Annotated in this window: 14 protein-coding genes and 1 pseudogene; 13 read left to right on the top strand and 2 right to left on the bottom strand. The window is 70.7% G+C overall.

Going from position 1 to position 17,806, the window contains the following annotated elements; all coding sequences use genetic code 11:
- Nucleotides 1-18 precede the first annotated feature (18 nt).
- Entirely contained in the window at nucleotides 19-1,407 is a 1,389-nt protein-coding gene (locus ACNF49_RS49605) for a glycosyltransferase family 2 protein (protein ID WP_482942020.1), read from the bottom strand.
- A 236-nt stretch (nucleotides 1,408-1,643) separates the two neighbouring features.
- Between ACNF49_RS49605 and thrC the strand changes: the two genes are divergently transcribed.
- The 5 genes and pseudogenes from thrC to ACNF49_RS49580 all read left to right on the top strand — a co-directional run bounded on the left by thrC (nucleotide 1,644) and on the right by ACNF49_RS49580 (nucleotide 8,143).
- Nucleotides 1,644-2,702 (top strand): threonine synthase, encoded by a 1,059-nt coding sequence (gene thrC / locus ACNF49_RS49600; RefSeq protein ID WP_357971041.1) that lies wholly within the window; start codon nucleotides 1,644-1,646, stop codon nucleotides 2,700-2,702.
- Nucleotides 2,703-2,746: 44 nt separating this feature from the next.
- Nucleotides 2,747-3,652, top strand: a complete 906-nt coding sequence (gene thrB, locus ACNF49_RS49595; RefSeq protein WP_482942019.1) for a homoserine kinase — start codon at nucleotides 2,747-2,749, stop codon at nucleotides 3,650-3,652.
- Nucleotides 3,653-4,106: 454 nt separating this feature from the next.
- Nucleotides 4,107-6,086 carry a transcription termination factor Rho gene (rho, locus tag ACNF49_RS49590; RefSeq protein WP_482942018.1) on the top strand — a complete coding sequence of 660 codons (1,980 nt, stop codon included), beginning with the start codon at nucleotides 4,107-4,109 and terminating at the stop codon, nucleotides 6,084-6,086.
- Nucleotides 6,087-6,232: 146 nt separating this feature from the next.
- The gene (locus ACNF49_RS49585; protein ID WP_357971044.1) at nucleotides 6,233-7,498 is read left to right on the top strand and encodes a sensor histidine kinase; all 1,266 of its coding nucleotides are present in this window, start codon (nucleotides 6,233-6,235) and stop codon (nucleotides 7,496-7,498) included.
- Nucleotides 7,499-7,508: 10 nt separating this feature from the next.
- A pseudogene (locus tag ACNF49_RS49580) lies at nucleotides 7,509-8,143 on the top strand (response regulator).
- Nucleotides 8,144-8,183: 40 nt separating this feature from the next.
- Here the strand turns inward: ACNF49_RS49580 and ACNF49_RS49575 are convergent.
- Nucleotides 8,184-9,254 (bottom strand): hypothetical protein, encoded by a 1,071-nt coding sequence (locus ACNF49_RS49575; RefSeq protein ID WP_357971046.1) that lies wholly within the window; start codon nucleotides 9,252-9,254, stop codon nucleotides 8,184-8,186.
- A gap of 220 nt (nucleotides 9,255-9,474) precedes the next feature.
- Between ACNF49_RS49575 and rpmE the strand changes: the two genes are divergently transcribed.
- From rpmE to ACNF49_RS49535, 8 genes are all read left to right on the top strand, one after another.
- The gene (gene rpmE, locus ACNF49_RS49570) at nucleotides 9,475-9,693 is read left to right on the top strand and encodes a 50S ribosomal protein L31 (protein WP_352320396.1); all 219 of its coding nucleotides are present in this window, start codon (nucleotides 9,475-9,477) and stop codon (nucleotides 9,691-9,693) included.
- An 85-nt stretch (nucleotides 9,694-9,778) separates the two neighbouring features.
- Nucleotides 9,779-10,831 carry a peptide chain release factor 1 gene (gene prfA / locus ACNF49_RS49565; protein WP_357971047.1) on the top strand — a complete coding sequence of 351 codons (1,053 nt, stop codon included), beginning with the start codon at nucleotides 9,779-9,781 and terminating at the stop codon, nucleotides 10,829-10,831.
- The gene (prmC, locus tag ACNF49_RS49560) at nucleotides 10,828-11,682 is read left to right on the top strand and encodes a peptide chain release factor N(5)-glutamine methyltransferase (protein WP_352320399.1); all 855 of its coding nucleotides are present in this window, start codon (nucleotides 10,828-10,830) and stop codon (nucleotides 11,680-11,682) included. The genes prfA and prmC overlap by 4 nt, the downstream gene beginning before the upstream one ends.
- A gap of 10 nt (nucleotides 11,683-11,692) precedes the next feature.
- Nucleotides 11,693-12,340, top strand: coding sequence for an L-threonylcarbamoyladenylate synthase (locus ACNF49_RS49555; protein WP_364324825.1), 648 nt, complete (start codon nucleotides 11,693-11,695; stop codon nucleotides 12,338-12,340).
- A 244-nt stretch (nucleotides 12,341-12,584) separates the two neighbouring features.
- Nucleotides 12,585-14,642, top strand: coding sequence for a hypothetical protein (locus tag ACNF49_RS49550; RefSeq protein ID WP_498703620.1), 2,058 nt, complete (start codon nucleotides 12,585-12,587; stop codon nucleotides 14,640-14,642).
- Complete coding sequence (locus ACNF49_RS49545) at nucleotides 14,642-15,016, top strand: hypothetical protein (RefSeq protein ID WP_357971050.1); 375 nt, start codon at nucleotides 14,642-14,644, stop codon at nucleotides 15,014-15,016. Before ACNF49_RS49550 ends, ACNF49_RS49545 begins: the two co-directional genes overlap by 1 nt.
- Nucleotides 15,017-15,141: 125 nt before the next feature.
- On the top strand, nucleotides 15,142-16,407 hold the full coding sequence (glyA, locus tag ACNF49_RS49540) for a serine hydroxymethyltransferase (RefSeq protein ID WP_482942016.1): 1,266 nt from the start codon (nucleotides 15,142-15,144) through the stop codon (nucleotides 16,405-16,407).
- A 57-nt stretch (nucleotides 16,408-16,464) separates the two neighbouring features.
- The gene (locus tag ACNF49_RS49535) at nucleotides 16,465-17,754 is read left to right on the top strand and encodes a glycosyltransferase family 4 protein (RefSeq protein WP_357971052.1); all 1,290 of its coding nucleotides are present in this window, start codon (nucleotides 16,465-16,467) and stop codon (nucleotides 17,752-17,754) included.
- The last annotated feature ends 52 nt before the right edge of the window (nucleotides 17,755-17,806 follow it).

Raw genomic sequence — 17,806 nt, 5'->3', positions numbered from 1 at the left:
ACCGTCCCTCGGACGCGGTCAGTTCGGGCGCAGGGCCGACTTCAGCCGCCTGAACAGGGTGTTCTCGGCGGACTCGGCCGGGACCGCCACCGTCGCGGGGATGGTGACCGGCTCCGGCTGCGGCGGCGCGGGCCAGTAGCGGTCCGGCGGCTCGTGACGTACGCCGTGCGTGGTGTCGATGACGTCGTCGAGGTCGGCGCCGGGACCGGCCAGCAGCAGCGCCCGGCCCAGCGCGGAGGTGCGTTCGAGCCGGGCCGTGCGCCCGTCGGGCAGGTCGACGACGAGCACCCCCGCCAGGTCCTTCTGCACCGACTCGACCATGCGCTCCAGCGTCGCCCGGTGCAGCGGCACGTCCACCGGCCCCCGGTAGCGGAACGGCGTGGGCGCGGGCGTCGGGGCGGCCTCGTCGATGAGCCGGATGCGTTCGTCGTGCGCGAACAGGTCGCGCATGAGCCGCAGCTCGAAGCACGGGTCCGACAACACCGCGCGCCGCCCGTCGTCCAGCCGCGACCACGGGCCGACCAGCGTCAGCACGACGTCCTGGAGCTTGCCGTCCAGGGCCGCCGTCACCGCGCGCCGCACCACCGACTCGGAGGTGTCGGTGACGTCCAGCACGATCTCCACGTACGGCACCAGCCACCGCCGGCCCCGGTCCTTGCGCAGGTCCCGGCGGAGCGGGATCCGGTGCGCCAGGTACGGCTCCACCGCCCGCACGGCCCGCTCCCGGTCGCGGTGCTGCGCCGGCAGCCCGAGGTGCACCGCCTGGGCGGCCTGGTCGGGCACGAACACCACGCCGTGCATGGCCAGCCGGTAGGAGAACTCGGTGTCCTCGCCGCGCACCACGGTCGGGTCGAGCCCGCCCACGGCGTCGAAGACCTCGCGGGGGAGGGCGAAGGTCGGCCCGGTGCACACGTGGTACGGGTTGCGGCTGCTGCGCAGCCCGTCGGTCTTCTCGATCGTCGCCTCGGTCGAGCTCGACACGGCCGCGGCCAGGTCGAACACCTCGTCCAGGCGCCCGGCGCCGAACACCTGCCGCGCGGTGACCGGCGGCGCCTCGACGAACTTCTTCATCCCGATCGTGACCAGGTAGTCGGTCACGTGATGCCAGCGGGCCAGGGCCTCGATGTGCTCGCGGCAGGCGACCATGTCGGCGTCGAGCCGCTGGATGATCTCACCGTCGGCGGCCTTGGCGCCGGTGTTGACCGCGTTGGAGATGCCCCAGCCGTCGCGTACCGGGACGATCCTGGTGTTGACCGGCCGGATCTCCGGCAGCCGGACGGGCGGCGCACTGCCGTCGTCGACGACCAGGACCTCCATGAGATGGTCCGGATATGTCTGCGCGGCCAGCGCGGCGAGCGTCAGGTCGAGCTTGTCCTGCCCGCCGTGCGCCGGTATCACCACGCTCACGGACAACCCCGGCGACCAGGCCCCGAGCTCCGGCGGCACTACTGGTGAATAGTCGTTCTGCCTCAAAGCAGGACGCGCGTTCATGGTGACCCCCTGCCGAGACCCTATCGGGAGATGCTGAGAATTTCCTGAATAATGGCGCTGTCCAACGACCTGTCCACTCAGTGGACTCGGCTCCGCGCCCGCGCCGCGCACCCCGTACACTCGGTGGCCAACACCGCAGGTAGGGAGTCATCATGGGCAGGTCGTGGCGTGGCCTCATCGAGGAGTACCGAGAGCGTCTTCCGGTCACCACGAAGACGCCCGTCGTCACGCTCCTCGAAGGCGGCACCCCGCTCGTCCCGGCGCACCGCGTGTCGGCGCTGACGGGATGCGAGGTCTATCTCAAGGTCGAGGGGGCCAACCCCACCGGCAGCTTCAAAGACCGTGGCATGACCATGGCCATCAGCAAGGCGGTCGAAGAGGGCGCCAAGGCGGTCATCTGCGCCTCCACCGGCAACACCTCGGCCTCCGCGGCGGCCTACGCCGTACGCGCGGGGCTGACCTGCGCCGTGCTGGTGCCGAAGGGCAAGATCGCGATGGGCAAGCTGGCGCAGGCGCTCGTCCACGGCGCCACGCTGCTGCAGGTCGAGGGGTCGTTCGACGACTGCCTGGAGATGACCCGCAAGCTGTCCTCCAGCTACCCCATCGCGCTGGTCAACTCGGTCAACCCGTTCCGCCTGCAGGGCCAGAAGACGGCGGCGTTCGAGATCGTCGACACGCTCGGCGACGCCCCCGACATCCACTGCATCCCGGTGGGCAACGCGGGCAACATCTCGGCCTACTGGATGGGCTACCAGGAGTACGCCGACGACGGCGTCTCGACGAAGCGTCCGCGCATGTTCGGCTTCCAGGCCAGCGGCGCCGCGCCGATCGTCGAGGGCGCCCCGGTGACCCACCCCCACACGATCGCCACCGCCATCCGCATCGGCAACCCGGCGTCCTGGAACCTGGCCACCGCGGCCCGCGACGAGTCCGGCGGCGTCATCCAGGCGGTGACCGACCGGCAGATCGCGGCGGCGTACAAGCTGCTGGCCCAGGAGGAGGGCGTGTTCGTGGAGCTGGCCTCGGCGGCGAGCGTCGCGGGGCTGCTCCAGGCACACTCCCAGGGGCTCGTGGAGGCCGGGCAGCGCATCGTCTGCACCGTCACCGGCAACGGCCTGAAGGACCCCGACTGGGCCATCTCGGGCGCGCCCGCGCCGGTGGTCATCCCGATCGACGTGCACGCCGCCGCCGCGGCACTCAACCTCGCCTGAGGGGTGCACGGGGAGTGAGCGAACGACGAGGGAACCGTGAACCAATGACGACGGTGCGAATCCGGGTGCCTGCCACGTCGGCCAACCTGGGGCCGGGCTTCGACGCGCTCGGCCTGGCGCTCACCCTCTACGACGACGTGGAGGCCACGCTCACCGCCGAGCCCGGCGTGCGCGTGAGCGTGGAGGGCGAAGGCGCGGGCGAGGTCGACCTCGGTGAGGGACACCTCGTCGTCCGGGCGATGCGCGAGGCGTACGCCCGCATGGGGGCGCCGCAGCCCGCGGGCATCGCCCTGCGCTGCGTCAACCGCATCCCGCACGCCCGCGGCCTGGGCTCGTCCTCGGCCGCGGTCTGCGCCGGCATCCTGGCCGCCCGCGCGCTGAGCGACTCCGTCCTGTCCGACGACGAGGTCTTCGCGCTGGCCACCGAGATGGAGGGCCACCCCGACAACGTCGCTCCGTGCCTGGCCGGGGGCCTGACGGTGGCCTGGACCGACCACGCCGGAGCACCGCGTATGGTGAAGCTGGCCCCCGACGAGAGGGTCCGTCCGGTCGCCGTCGTCCCTTCGACGCGGCTGTCCACGGAGACCGCTCGGGGGCTGTTGCCGAAGGACGTGCCCCACAAGGACGCCTCCTTCAACGCCGGCAGGGCCGCGTTGCTGATCGCCGCGCTGACCTCGCGGCCGGAACCAGAGCTGCTGCTCGCCGCCACCGAAGACCGTCTCCACCAGCCCTATCGCGCGCCTGCCATGCCGGAGAGCGCGCGTCTGGTAGAACGTCTGCGTGCAGTCGGCGTGCCCGCGGTCGTTTCGGGGGCGGGTCCCACGGTTCTTGCGTTTTCGTCACCGGATACGCAGGATTTGATCGCGCCAGAAGTGGGTAATGACTGGCACATCCAGCAAATGGACGTCGACCCGGTTGGTGCGAACGTTCAGTTCCCCGAGACACGCTGATGCCTCTTTAGACCTTCAGGGAATAGCCGTGTGCGCTGGTGATGTTAGGCTGATAGCCGCACCAGATGCCCCCTTGGTGGGTGCGTGCTTGTCAGCCATACATCGCTGCATCATGCTTCACGTCGCGAGGCGTGAGCAGCGCGGCTGTCTCCCCGGAATCCGTTGCCTCCGGTTGGCCCACACCCGGTTGGCCCAACGTGAGGCGGCGACGACGGGGACCTGCGCGTTCGACGCACATCGACATCTGGTTGGCGACAGCAATCTGGGGGGTGTCAGCCACGCGCCACGGTCCTGTGGCGGCCTGGACGAACCCCTCCCCAAGAGTGGCGGCCGTCCGCGACAGCCGAAGATCGCAACGTGCACCCCGACCCGGTCTGTCCCGCCGGGTCGCAAGCACCTCCGGGACGCCCGGCAGAACAAAACCGGCGCCCGACCCCTGGGAAGGACCTTTTAGTTGAGCGACACCACCGAACTCCTCTCCGACGCACCAGGCTCTCAGCCCGCGTCCGGCGACACCCCCACCCGCGCCGCGGCCAAGCCTCGTGCGCGTCGCTCCGGCACCGGCCTGTCCGCCAAGGTGCTGCCCGAGCTGCAGAAGATGGCCGCTGAGCTGGGCATCAGCGGCACCGGGCGCATGCGGAAGAGCCAGCTCATCGCGGCCATCCAGGAGAAGCAGGGTGGCGCCTCCGGAGACGGCGCTCCGGCGGCAGCCGCGGTTGAGGCGGCGCCCGTCCTGACGGAGGCCGCGCCTCCCGTGGCCGAGCGGCCCACCCGTACGCGCAGGGAACGTTCCCGCACCAAGCCCGCCGACGAGGCCGCACCGCAGGCCGCCGAGCCGGTGGCCGCGGCCCCTGAGCCCGTGGCCGCGCCGGCCGAGCCGGCCGTCGAGCAGCAGGCCCAGGTCGTGGACGCCGGTCAGGCCGACACGCGGGGCGAGCGCGAGAGCCGTCGCGAGCGGCGCAGCCGCGGCGAGCGCCGTGAGCGTGGCGAGCGCAGCGACCGCGGCGAGCGCGGGGAGCGCAGCGACCGCGGTGAGCGCAGCGACCGTGCCGACCGTGCCGACCGCGGTGAGGGCGGCCGTGCCGAGAGCAGCCGCGGCGACCAGCGCGCCACGGACGCCGGCGGCAGGGGCGACCAGCGCGGTGACCAGCGCGGTGACCAGCGCGGTGACCAGCGCGGTGACCAGCGTGGCGGCGACGACGACGACCGGCGTGGCCGCAGGGGCCGCTTCAGGGAGCGCAACCGCGGCCGCGGCCGTGACCGCTTCGACAGCACCGAGCCCGTCATCGGCGACGACGACGTGCTCATCCCGATCGCCGGCATCCTCGACATCCTCGACAACTACGCGTTCGTCAGGACCAGCGGCTACCTGCCGGGCAGCAACGACGTCTACGTTTCGCTGGCCCAGATCCGCCGCAACGGCCTGCGCAAGGGCGACGTCATCACCGGCGCGGTGCGCCAGCCGCGCGACGGCGAGCGCCGCGAGAAGTTCAACGCCCTGGTCCGCCTCGACACCGTCAACGGCATGGACCCGGAGCAGGCCCGCAACCGGCCCGACTTCAACAAGCTGACGCCGCTCTACCCGCAGGAGCGCCTGCGCCTGGAGACCGAGCCGAACATCCTCACCACGCGGATCATCGACCTCGTCTCGCCGATCGGCAAGGGCCAGCGCGGTCTCATCGTCTCGCCGCCGAAGGCCGGCAAGACGATGGTGCTGCAGGCGATCGCCAACGCGATCACCCGCAACAACCCCGAGTGCCACTTGATGGTCGTGCTCGTGGACGAGCGTCCCGAAGAGGTCACCGACATGCAGCGGTCGGTGAAGGGCGAGGTCATCCACTCGACCTTCGACCGTCCGGCCGAAGACCACACCACGGTCGCCGAGCTGGCCATCGAGCGCGCCAAGCGCCTGGTGGAGCTGGGCCACGACGTGGTCGTCCTGCTCGACTCGATCACGCGACTCGGCCGCGCCTACAACCTGGCGGCCCCGGCCTCCGGTCGTATCCTGTCGGGTGGTGTCGACTCCACGGCGCTCTACCCGCCGAAGCGCTTCTTCGGCGCCGCGCGCAACATCGAGAACGGCGGCTCGCTGACGATCCTCGCCACGGCCCTGGTCGAGACCGGGTCCAAGATGGACGAGGTCATCTTCGAGGAGTTCAAGGGCACCGGCAACATGGAGCTCAAGCTCAACCGCTCCCTGGCCGACAAGCGCATCTTCCCCGCGGTCGACGTCGACGCGTCCGGCACGCGTAAGGAAGAGATCCTCATGGCCAAGGAGGAGCTGCAGATCGTCTGGAAGCTGCGGCGGGTGCTGCACGCCCTGGACATGCAGCAGGCTCTGGAGCTTCTCCTGGAGAAGATGAAGGAGACCAAGTCCAACGCCGAGTTCCTTATGCAGGTGCAGAAGACCACGGTGAGCAACGACCGCGACTAGCGGCCACGCGCCTGAAGGGGCGGCGGGGAGGTTCTCCCGCCGCCCCTTTCGCGTGCGCGGGCAGGTCGCGGGGTGGGGTTAACCCCACCTGCGGATCGGACGTCTGCTCCATTCACCCCGTCCGCGGTGCCGGGCAGGCTGGAGGCATGCGATCGGTGAGGCTGAAGGACAGGGTGCGGTTCGGGCCGAAGGGGCCGTTAGGGGTGCTGGTGGACCCCATGACCTGGCGGGCGGCTCCGTACCTGCTGGTCAGCGCAGGGTTCGGGATGGCCTGGTTCGTCGTGGTGGCCCTGGCGACGACGGTGGCGGTGCCGCTGGTGGTCGTCTGGGTGGGGCTGCCGCTGACGATGGCGACCGTGCTGATGTGGCGCGGCGGGGCGATGCTGGAGCGGCGGCTGATGGGGGCGGCGTTCGGGGTGCGGATCGCCGACCCGTACCGGAGGAGGCCCGAGGGCGGGCTGCTCGCGCACCTCACCTGGCTGCTCGGCGACAAGGCCACCTGGCAGGACCTCGGCTACCTCCTCATGCTGCTCCCGCTGGGCCTGGTCGAGTCCGCGTTGTCGCTCGCGCTGTGGACGGCGACGGCGACGTTGCTGCTCGCGCCCCTGGCACGCGTCCTGTACGTCCTGAGCGACGGGCGCACCGGCCTGATCATCGACGACTGGGCGGGCGTGCTGGTCGCGGGCGCGGCCGGCGTGGTGCTGCTCGTCGTGACGGCATATCTCGTACGGGGCATGGCCTGGCTGCACGGCACGCTGGCCACGGTGCTGCTCGGCGGCAGCGAGGAGGAGCGGCTGCGGGCCAGCCGGGCCAGGGGGATCGACGCGGCCGAGGCCGAACGCCGCAGGATCGAGCGCGACCTGCACGACGGCGCGCAGCAGCGGCTGCTGTCGGTGGCGGTGGACCTCGGACGGGCGCAGGCCAAGTTCGACACCGAGCCGGAGGAGGCCAGGACGCTGATCGTCCAGGCCCACGCGGGCACCAAGGCGGCCATCGCCGAGCTGCGCGACCTGGCCCGCGGCATCCACCCGGCCATTCTCACCGACCGCGGGCTCGACGCGGCGCTGTCGGGGCTGGCCGCGCGGGCCCCGGTGCACGTGGACGTCTCCGTCGAACTGACCGAACGGCCGCCCGCCGCGGTGGAGAGCATCGCGTACTTCATCGTCGCCGAGGCCCTGACCAACCTGGCCAAGCACTCGGGCGCGACGGAGGCGTCGGTGGCGGTGTTCGGGGACGACCGCGGCGTGGTCGTGGACGTGTGGGACAACGGCATCGGCGGCGCCGTCGTCACGCCGGACGGCGGGCTGTCGGGCCTGGCCGACCGGGCGGCGACCATCGACGGCGTGCTCGTGCTGCACAGCCCCGTCGGGGGGCCGACGATCGTCCGTGCGGAGCTGCCCTGCGAATGGTAGTCATGTGCACATGCGCGTGGTCATCGCCGAGGATTCCGTACTGTTGCGCGAGGGGCTGGCGCGGCTGCTCGCCGACGGCGGCTTCGAGACCGTCGCGGCGGTCTCCGACGGGCCCGCGCTGGTGGCCGCCGTCCACGAACACCAGCCTGACCTGGCGATCGTCGACGTGCGCATGCCGCCCACCCACACCGACGAGGGGCTGAAGGCGGCGCTGAGGGTCCGCGAGGCCAGGCCCGACTTCCCGATCCTGGTCCTGTCCCAGTACGTCGAGGAGCGCTACGCGGGCGAGCTGATCGGCAAGGCCGTCGGCTACCTGCTGAAGGAGCGGGTGGCCGACGTGGCCGAGTTCATGGAGGCGGTGCGCGAGGTGGCGGCGGGCGGCACGGTGATCGATCCGGAGGTCGTCGTGCAGCTGCTCAGCCGCAGGCGCAGGGGCGCGCCGCTCGACCTGCTCTCCCCCGGGAGCGCGAGGTCCTGGCCCTGATGGCCGAGGGCCGCTCCAACACCGCGATCGCCTCCAGGCTGGTCGTCACCGAAGGGGCGGTGGAGAAACACGTGTCCGGCATCTTCGCCAAGCTGGCCCTCGGGCCCGCGCCCGAGGACCATCGGCGGGTTCTCGCCGTCCTGACGTATCTGGGTCGCTGATACGGCCTGCACCCGGGGTTGGGGATGCGGGCCGTACCCGCTACCTCACGTCCACGAACTCCTGCGGCGACAGGGAGGTGCGCGTCTTGCTCGTGCCGGGCACCTTGACCTGGAAGTAGCCGTCCTTCTTGCCCTTGAAGGTCTTGCTGTACTTGCCGGTCGAGGTGGCCTTGGCGTACCCCATGAACTTGTACGTCTTGGTGCCCTTGGTCTTGAAGTACACCTCGACGATCTTGTTCTTGTACGCCTTCGTGCCGCGGTAGACCTTGCCGTAGACCTTGAACGCGCGGCCCTTGGTGACCTTGTTCGGGGCCGAGATCGTCACCCTGGTCTTGGCCTTCTTGGACGCGCCGCCGGTCGGGGCGACGACCGAGAAGGACGCCTCGCCCTTGAGCGTCTGGCCGCCGCGGGTGGCGTACACCTCAAGGGTCCAGTCGCCCTCGGTGGTGTCGTCGGTGAAGTACGTGACGCCGCGGTAGTAGCTGTCCGACTCCTTGGCCAGCTCGCCGAGGTCGTAGTACTCGCTGGTGGTGTCGCTGACGAGCTTGGCCGAGACCGTGCCCGCGTCCTTCACCGACGCCTCGACCGTGACCTTGGTGTCCCTGCCCTTGACGAGCTGGACGGGGTCGGGGGTGACGTTCGCGCCGGAGATGCCCTGCTTGCCGGAGACCTTGACGGTGAACGGGGTGGAGTAGCTCGAGCCGCCGCGGGCGACGTTGACAGTGAGCTTCCAGTCGCCCGCCGGGTCGTCCTTGGTGATCGTCCACTTGCCGGTGACCGTCTTCTCGGTCGCCGGCGACGGGGTGGGGGTCGGGGTGGTGGTGGAGGTGCTCGGCGTGAAGTCGAACGACACCGTCCTGGCCGACTTGCCGGGCGGCTCGATGGAACCGGTCACGCTGGTGACGGTGCCCGGGTTCTTCAGCCTGAGCGTGACGGTGGCGTCGACGTCCTTCTCCAGAGGGATGTACGCGCTCGCCGACGCGTCCCCCGCGAAGTCGTCCGCCAGCGCGTAGGCCGAGGCCGACGCGCCGGTGGCCGAGAGACCGGCGCCTCCGAGGAGAACGGCGGCCCCCGTGGCGGCCGCGAGGAGCAGCCGCACCCTTCTCTTCATCAGTTGGATGATCCTTTGGCTAAGTCCCATTTGTGGGAAAAGTGATGGTTTGTGCGAGGGAGCCTAGTGTGGCGCGTGTGGCCGCGTCATGAAGATCGCGGGAATGCCCCATGGCCTGGGCAGGTTGCACGATCTGGCACACTGGTAGCTGACCATTTTGCGGTTCCGGTTCACGCCATGCGTGAAGGCGACCCGGCGGCCGCAGCCCGAAAGGACAGCCATGAAGCCCGACATCCACCCCGATTACCACGTGACGCAGGTCTCCTGCTCCTGCGGTAACACGTTCACGACCCGCAGCACCGCGAAGAACGGCGTCATCCACGCCGACGTGTGCTCGGCCTGCCACCCGTTCTACACGGGCAAGCAGAAGATCCTCGACACCGGCGGCCGGGTGGCTCGCTTCGAGAAGCGCTTCGGCAAGAAGGCCACGGGCAAGTAGCTTCACCGACGCCGACCCGGCCGCACCACGTGCGCCGGGTCGGCGTTGTTGGTGAAACGGCATTCAACCCACTGAAGGACCCACGGTGAACCTCGACGAGTTGCTCAAGGAGTATTCCGAGCTGGAGCTGCAGCTTGCCGACCCCGCCGTGCACGCCGACCAGAACAAGGCCCGCACACTCGGCCGGCGCTACAGCCAGCTCACCCCGGTCGTCACCACCTACCGGGAGCTCGACGCGGCCCGCGAGGACCTGACGGCGGCCAAGGAACTGGCCGGCGAGGACGAGGCGTTCGCGGCCGAGGCGGCCGAGATCGAGGAGCGCATCCCGCAGCTTGAGGAGAAGCTCAAGCACCTGCTCATCCCGCGCGACCCCAACGATGACAAAGACATCATCATGGAGATCAAGGCGGGCGAGGGCGGCGAGGAGTCCGCGCTGTTCGCCGGCGACCTGCTGCGGATGTACCTGCGCTACGCCGAGCGCCTCGGCTGGAAGACCGAGATCATCGACACCCAGCCCTCCGACCTCGGCGGCTACAAAGACGTCACGGTCGGCATCAAGGCCAAGGGCGACGAGGGCGTGTGGTCCAGGCTCAAGTTCGAGGGCGGCGTCCACCGCGTGCAGCGGGTGCCCGTCACCGAGTCCCAGGGCCGCATCCACACCAGCGCCGCGGGTGTGCTGGTCTACCCGGAGGCGGAGGAGGTCGACGTCCAGGTCGACCCCAACGACCTGCGCATCGACGTCTACCGCTCCAGCGGTCCCGGTGGCCAGAGCGTCAACACGACCGACTCGGCCGTGCGCATCACCCACCTGCCCACGGGCGTGGTCGTCTCCTGCCAGAACGAGAAGAGCCAGCTCCAGAACAAGGAGTCGGCGATGCGCATCCTGCGTGCCCGCCTGCTGGCCGTGGCCCAGGAGCAGGCCGACGCCGCGGCGCAGGCCGAGCGCAAGTCGCAGGTGCGGACGGTCGACCGTTCCGAGCGCATCCGCACGTACAACTTTCCCGAGAACCGGATTTCCGACCACCGCGTAGGCTTCAAGGCGTATAACCTCGACCAGGTTCTCGACGGCGAGCTCAACGCCGTCACCCAGGCACTCATCGACGCCGAGATGGCGGAGAAGCTCGCACAACACTCATGACATTTCTGCTGGACGAGATCGCTCTCGCCACCGCCCGGCTCGCCGAGGCAGGTGTGCCTTCGCCGCGCACCGACGCGGAGGAGATCGCGGCGTTCGTCCACGGCGTGCGCAGGAGCGAGCTCCACACGGTCAAGGACTCCGACTTCGACGCGCTGTTCTGGGAGGGCATCGCCCGGCGCGAGGCGCGTGAGCCGCTGCAGCACATCACCGGCCACGCCTACTTCCGCTACCTGGAACTCGCGGTCGGCCCCGGCGTGTTCGTGCCGCGGCCGGAGACCGAGGTCATGGCCGGGTGGGCGATCGAGACCCTGCGCGCCATGGACGTGACGGCGCCGCTCGTCGTCGACCTCGGCACCGGCTCGGGGGCCATCGCGCTGTCGATCGCCCAGGAGGTCGCGCTCGCCGAGGTGCACGCCGTCGAGGTCGACCCCGCGGCCTACACCTGGGCCAAGCGCAACATCTCCGAGCTGGGCCAGGGGCGTACGCACCTGCACCCGGAAGACCTCGCCGAAGCCCTTCCCGAGCTCAACGGCAAGGTCGACCTGGTGATCTCCAACCCGCCGTACATCCCGCCCGGCGCCATCCCGCGCGACCCCGAGGTCCGCGACTACGACCCCTCCAGGGCCCTGTACGGCTCCGGCGACGACGGCCTCGGCGAGGTGCGCGCGGTCGAACGCACCGCCCGCCGCCTGCTGCGACCCGGCGGCTGGGTGGCCGTCGAACACGCCGACGAGCAGGGCAGGGCCGTCTATCTGACCTTCCCCGAGGACAACGGCTGGCGCGACGTCCGCCTGCGCCAGGACCTCACCCGAAGGGACCGCTTCGTCACGGCCAGACTCGGCCAGGACTAGGATGCACGCCGTGGGAAGACGCTTTGACTGCTCCGACCTCGACCAGCGCGCCGAGGGCCTGATCGAGGCCGCCACCGCCGTGCGCCGCGGCGAGCTGGTCGTGCTGCCGACCGACACCGTCTACGGCATCGGCGCCGACGCGTTCATGCCGCCGGCCGTCACCGCGCTGCTCGACGCCAAGGGGCGCGGCCGCGACATGCCGCCGCCCGTGCTCGTGGGCACCGTCAGAGCCGCCACAGCGCTCGTGGACGACCTCGGGCCCTACGGGCAGGATCTCATCGACGCCTTCTGGCCCGGGCCGCTCACGCTGGTCTGCAGGGCCAACAGGGCCCTTTCCTGGGACCTGGGTGACACCAAGGGCACGGTCGCCGTCCGCATGCCGCTCCACCCGGTCGCCCTCGACCTGCTCAAGGAGACCGGCCCGATGGCCGTCTCCAGCGCCAACCGCTCCGGCGCCCCCGCGGCGACGACGGCGGAGGAGGCCGAGGAGCAGCTCGGCGACTCGGTCGCGGTCTACCTCGACGGCGGCAAGACCACCGACAACACGCCCTCGACCATCCTCGACCTCACCACGGCGGTGCCCCGGATGTTGCGCCGCGGCGCGATCCCCGTCGAGAAGCTGCGCGGCATCATCGGCTACGTCGCCACCGACGACTGACGTATACCGTCTTTTTATCCCGGCTGCGGCGATGCCACGGCCGCGGTTACCGTGAGTCCCGGAACGGCGACACGTCCGGGAGTGGCCCATGGGCAAGTTCGACGGCATGGATCCGCAGCTGGTCCGTGACCTGCTGACCGAGGTCAAGCACGCGTCCTCGACGCTGCGCACGGCCGAGGACCAGGTCAGGGCGGTGCTCAGCCGTGCCGGGCTGTCCGCGCGGAGCACTCACCGTCCGGTCCAGGTGGCCGACTCCGCCGATCACATGGTCAAGGACGTCAACACGCGGCTGGCCGTACTGGAGAAGCGCGCCGACGGGAAGCTGGGCGACACGTCGAAGACGGGCGGCGGCGGCACGGCCGACGAGCCCAAGGAGTCGCGGGGCACCCGCGACGACAAGTACGGCAACCCCCGCGCCGACGACCCGCCCAAGCACACGAACCCCGCCACCCCCGAAAACCCCGCCGACCCGAAGCCCACCCACCCCTCCACCCCGAAGGACCACGACCCGAAACCCACCGAGCCACCCCCGAAAACTCCCGACACCAAGCCCACGGACCCACCCGCACCGAAAGACCACGACCCCAAGCCGACGGACCCGCCTGCGTCGAGGGACCACGACCCCAAGCCGACGGATCCGCCCGCGTCGAAGGACCACGACCCCAAGCCGACGGACCCGGCGACGCCGAAGGACCCCGACAGCACGACCGGCGACGACGGTGCCAAGGCCGACGGGGACGGGAAGGCGTGCGACGGCGCCGACAAGGACACCGGGACCAGCGGAAACGACACCAGGACCGACGACCGGACCGGTGAGCGGACCGGCGACCGCACGGACGGACGCAGCGACGGCCGGACCGGCGACACCCCGGCCGCCGACGACCCCAAGGCCGCCGACCAGGACAGCAGGCGCGACCGGGGCGCAGAGGCCGACACCGGCACGGCCGACGTCCCCGCGAAGGACCAGCCGGACGACCCGCACAAGCCCCAGGTCGTGGTGGTCGACGGCGTGAAGGTCCTCCAGGTCCCCATCGACCCGCCCACGGCCGAACAACTGGAGTCCCTGCTCAAGAACGTCGACAACGTGCAGCCCATCGACATGCCGACCGTGCACGCCGATGGCGCCGCGGCGACGACGGGCGGAGGCGAAGGGCTGTCGGTGCCGGCAGGAGAGGGCGGCACCGACCCCTCGACCACCACCTCAGGCACCACCGGCCACCACCACGGCACCGCAACCGCCACCGGCCACCCCTACGGCACGTCAGAGGGCACGGGCGCCCACTTCGGCACCGCCGGCGACACGACCTCCCACAACGGCACCCAAGGTGACGCGGGCAACGCCCACGGCACTCACACCGATGGCACCTCCTCCACCGGAACCCGCTCCGACGCCACTACAGGTACTGGCACCCAGCCCATCGGCGACACCGGCCGGGCCGACGGCGCAAATGGCCACACGGACACCGGCACAGGCCGAGCCGACGGCTCCGGCGGTGGCGCGATCAGCGACAACGGCCGCTCTGACGGCGGTGTTACCGACACCGGCCGTACCGACGGCGCCGCCTGCGCCGACGACAAGGCCACGAACGGCAACCGCACAGACGCGGGCACCGCCGACGGCAGCCGTGATGCCGGTAGTGGCACCGGGGACGGGCGTGCTGATGGCGGCGCGCATGGCGGACGTGCTGAGGGCGGTGCCGCGAATGGTGGTCGTGACGTCGGTGGCGGTTACGGCGAGGGCGGGCGTGCCGATGGGGGCACGGGTGGTGGGCGCGCCGATGTAGGAACCGGTGCTGGCGGGGTCGATGCCGGTCGCGCTGACGGTGGTGCGGCGGACGCCGGTCGGGCCGGTGCGGACGGTGGTGGGGCTGGGCGTGGTGACGGTTCTGCTGGGGTGCGGATTCCGCCTACGGCGCCTGGGGGAGGGGCGGCCGTATCTGGTGGAGGAGACGTATCGGCTGGTAGTGGCGATGCCGGGGGGCGCGGTGCGGCCGTTCACGACGCCGGGGGGCATGGTGTCGGGAGTCGTGGCGATGGTGGGGCACAGGGTTTGGACGGTAGGGGCGTCGGTGGAGGGTGGGTGAGTGAGGGGGACGGGGTTGTGGCTGTGGATGTGTCCGCGGCCGGGCCGGAGGCGATCAGGACGTTGATCGACGACGTTCGCGACGTTCAGCCGCTCGACATGCCCTCCGTGGAGGTTCCGCCCGGTGAGTACGGCAAGGGTGAGTGGGCGCCCAGGGACATCAGGCCGGACGGTCCATCGGGTGAGGTCGATCCCGGGACGTCGGGAAGGAGCGTGTGATGTACGTCGACCCGCCCGCCCCCAGGCCCAGGAGCAGGGACGAGATGCCGCCCGTCACCGCCGCGGGCCCGCTGGACAACCAGCCGCTGGCCTACGAGTTCAACCCCGACTACGAACGTCTCGTCACCGCCTGGAACACCGTCCTGCCCATGCTGGAGAAGCTCAGCACGGCCCTCGACAAGGCGTACGCGCTGGCCAAGAGCCCGCAGACCTGGGACGCGCCGGTCGGCGATCGTTATGTGCAGGACATCCGGGAATGGCGGTCCAAGCTGGCCCTCTACCGTCACGCCGTGCTCACCGCGATCAGTGACGAGGCCGACGACACCCCGAGGTGGATCCCCAGCCAGACCGGCGCACCACACGCCTTCCCCTGACCTCCGCGGTCCCTGACCTCCGCGGTCCCTGAGCTGCGGGGTCGCGGTCCTCTGGCATTCGCGGGCGGCGGCCCTCCCGGGACGGTTACCTGGGCAAAACGGACATGCGGTCGTACAGTGGAGAAATGGGTGGGGAGCCGTACTACGGGCCCGACTTCGGGCGGTTGCGGCGGCAGGATCCGGAGCTGGCGCAGGTGCTGCTCGACGAGCTCGAACGGGAACGCGCCGGCATCCAGCTGATCGCCGGCGAGAACTTCACCTCCCCCGCGGTCATGGCCGCCCTGGGTTCCACCCTCACCAACAAGTACGCCGAGGGCTACCCCGGCAGGCGCTACTACGGTGGCTGCGAGGTCGTCGACCGGGCCGAACGCCTGGCGGTGGAGCGGGCGCGCAGGCTGTTCGGGGCCGAGCACGCCAACGTCCAGCCGCATTCCGGCGCCAGCGCCAACCTGGCCGCCTACGCCGCCCTGCTCCAGCCCGGCGACACCATGCTCGCCATGGCGCTCCCGCACGGCGGCCACCTCACGCACGGCTCGAAGATGAACTTCTCGGGACGATGGTTCGACGTCGTCTCCTACGGCGTGCGGCGCGACACCGAGCTCATCGACCACGACGAGGTGCGGGACCTGGCGCTGCGACACCGGCCCAAGGTCATCGTGTGCGGCGCGACGGCGTACCCGAGGTTGATCGACTTCTCGGTCTTCCGCGGCATCGCCGACGAGGTGGGCGCGTGGTTGCTGGCCGACGTGGCGCACCCGATCGGGCTGATGGCGGGCGGGGTGATCCCGTCGGCGGTGCCGTACGCGGACGTCGTGACGCTGACCACGCACAAGGTGCTGCGCGGGCCGCGCGGCGGCGCGATCCTGTGCACGGAGGAGCTGGCGGGCAAGATCGACCGGGCGGTGTTCCCGTTCGTGCAGGGCGGGCCGCTGATGCACGCGGTGGCGGCCAAGGCGGTGGCGTTCGGGGAGGCGCTGCGGCCGGAGTTCGCCGAGTACGCGGGGCGCGTCGTCGCCAACGCCCGCACGCTGGCCGACGCGCTGGACGGGGAGGGCATGCGTCCGGTCACGGGCGGGACGGACACCCACCTGGCCCTGATCGACCTGCGTGAGCTGGGCGTCTCGGGCGCCGAGGCCGAACGGCGCTGCGCGGCCGCCGGCATCACGCTCAACCGCAACGTCATCCCGTACGATCCGGAGCCGGCGGCCGTCACCTCCGGGATACGGGTGGGCACGGCGTGCGTGACCACGCAGGGCATGGGCCCGCGGGAGATGAAAGAGGTGGGAAGTCTGCTGTCGACGGCCGTGCGCGAACCGGCCGTCGCGCCCGAGGTCAGGGAAAGAGTGGCGGCGCTTCTCGCCATCCATCGGCCATATCTCAGCGAATATTAAGCTGGTCTGTGTCGGTTTCCGGTCACAGCTGGCCGGAGCATCCGGGAAACTAGGTCCGTGCGCGAATACCTGTTCATGGCGCTCATCTCGGCAGCGGTGACGTATCTGCTGGTGCCGCTGGTGCGCCGCTTCGCCATCCGCATCGGCGCCATGCCCGAGGTCCGTGAGCGCGACGTGCACACCACGCCGACGCCGAGGCTCGGCGGCCTGGCCATGTACGGCGGCCTGGTGGTCGGCCTGCTGGTCGCCAGCCAGCTGAAACACACCGGCGAGGCGCTGTCGGAGTCCGACGGCAGGGCGGTCACCGCGTTGATCGTCGCGGGCGGCCTGATCACGCTCACCGGCTTCCTCGACGACTGGTGGGGCATGGACGCCTTCATCAAGCTCGGCGGGCAGATCGCGGCGGCGGGCGTGCTGGTCTACTTCGACCTGCGGCTGCTCTACATCCCGCTGCCGAAGGACTGGGGCGGCTCCACCAGCCTCGACTACACGCTGAGCACGATCATCACCATCATGATCGTGGTGGTCACCATCAACGCCGTGAACTTCGTCGACGGCCTCGACGGGCTCGCGGCCGGCATCGTGTGCATCGCCGCCATGGCCACGTGGGCGTACTCGATCCTGCTGGCCCAGAGCATGAGCGTGGGGAACATCACCACCACGGCGGCCATCGCGGCCGTGCTCATCGGCACGTGCCTGGGCTTCCTGCCGCACAACTTCCATCCGGCCAAGATCTTCATGGGCGACACCGGGGCGATGCTGATCGGGCTGGTGCTCGCCTCCTCGATCGTCACGGTGACGCCGCTCGACCCGGCCGCCATCGAGGACATGAACAAGGTCCCGGTGCTGCTGCCGCTGATGCTGCCGGCGGCGGTGCTGGTCCTGCCGCTGATCGACCTGATCACCGCCGTGGTCCGGCGCACGTCCCACGGCATGTCGCCGTTCGCGCCCGACCGTGGTCACCTGCACCACCGGCTGCTGGACATCGGCCACTCGCACCGCCGTTCGGTGCTGATCATGTACGCGTGGGCGTTCCTGTTCGCCTTCGGCATGGTGGCGATGTCGCGCGAGGGCGTGCCGGTGCTGCTGTTCGTCGTGGTCATCGTGCTGGCGCTGGCGGTGCTGGTGCTGATGGCGGCGCCGCGCTGGCGGGGGAGGGGCGGCGCGCACGCCGCGACGCGCAACAAGCAGCCCGACGACGACGGCCCGCCCACCGGCCCGATGCCGCCGATCGGCCCGGAGACCGAGGTCAGGCGGCAGATGCCGCCGCAGGGCGGCCCTTCGGCGCAGGAACGCGCGAGCGCCGAGGGCAAACCGGTCATTCCTGCATTTCCGAGTCGTCCGTGATCGGGAACTAGAAACGGCAGGTAAAAGCGGTCTTCCGTGAGCTTGTGATATC

It is taken from the genome of Actinomadura sp. ATCC 39365 (assembly GCF_054392275.1).
This window is presented reverse-complemented; position numbering and strand designations above follow the sequence as displayed.

What these genes read in the sequence shown, in the direction of transcription:
- thrC (WP_357971041.1), top strand. Translation starts at nt 1,644, where the DNA reads ATGGGCAGGTCGTGGCGTGGCCTCATCGAGGAGTACCGAGAGCGTCTT.
- thrB (WP_482942019.1), top strand. Translation starts at nt 2,747, where the DNA reads ATGACGACGGTGCGAATCCGGGTGCCTGCCACGTCGGCCAACCTGGGG.
- ACNF49_RS49585 (WP_357971044.1), top strand. Translation starts at nt 6,233, where the DNA reads ATGCGATCGGTGAGGCTGAAGGACAGGGTGCGGTTCGGGCCGAAGGGG.
- ACNF49_RS49575 (WP_357971046.1), bottom strand. Translation starts at nt 9,254, where the DNA reads ATGAAGAGAAGGGTGCGGCTGCTCCTCGCGGCCGCCACGGGGGCCGCC.
- rpmE (WP_352320396.1), top strand. Translation starts at nt 9,475, where the DNA reads ATGAAGCCCGACATCCACCCCGATTACCACGTGACGCAGGTCTCCTGC.
- prmC (WP_352320399.1), top strand. Translation starts at nt 10,828, where the DNA reads ATGACATTTCTGCTGGACGAGATCGCTCTCGCCACCGCCCGGCTCGCC.
- ACNF49_RS49545 (WP_357971050.1), top strand. Translation starts at nt 14,642, where the DNA reads ATGTACGTCGACCCGCCCGCCCCCAGGCCCAGGAGCAGGGACGAGATG.
- glyA (WP_482942016.1), top strand. Translation starts at nt 15,142, where the DNA reads ATGGGTGGGGAGCCGTACTACGGGCCCGACTTCGGGCGGTTGCGGCGG.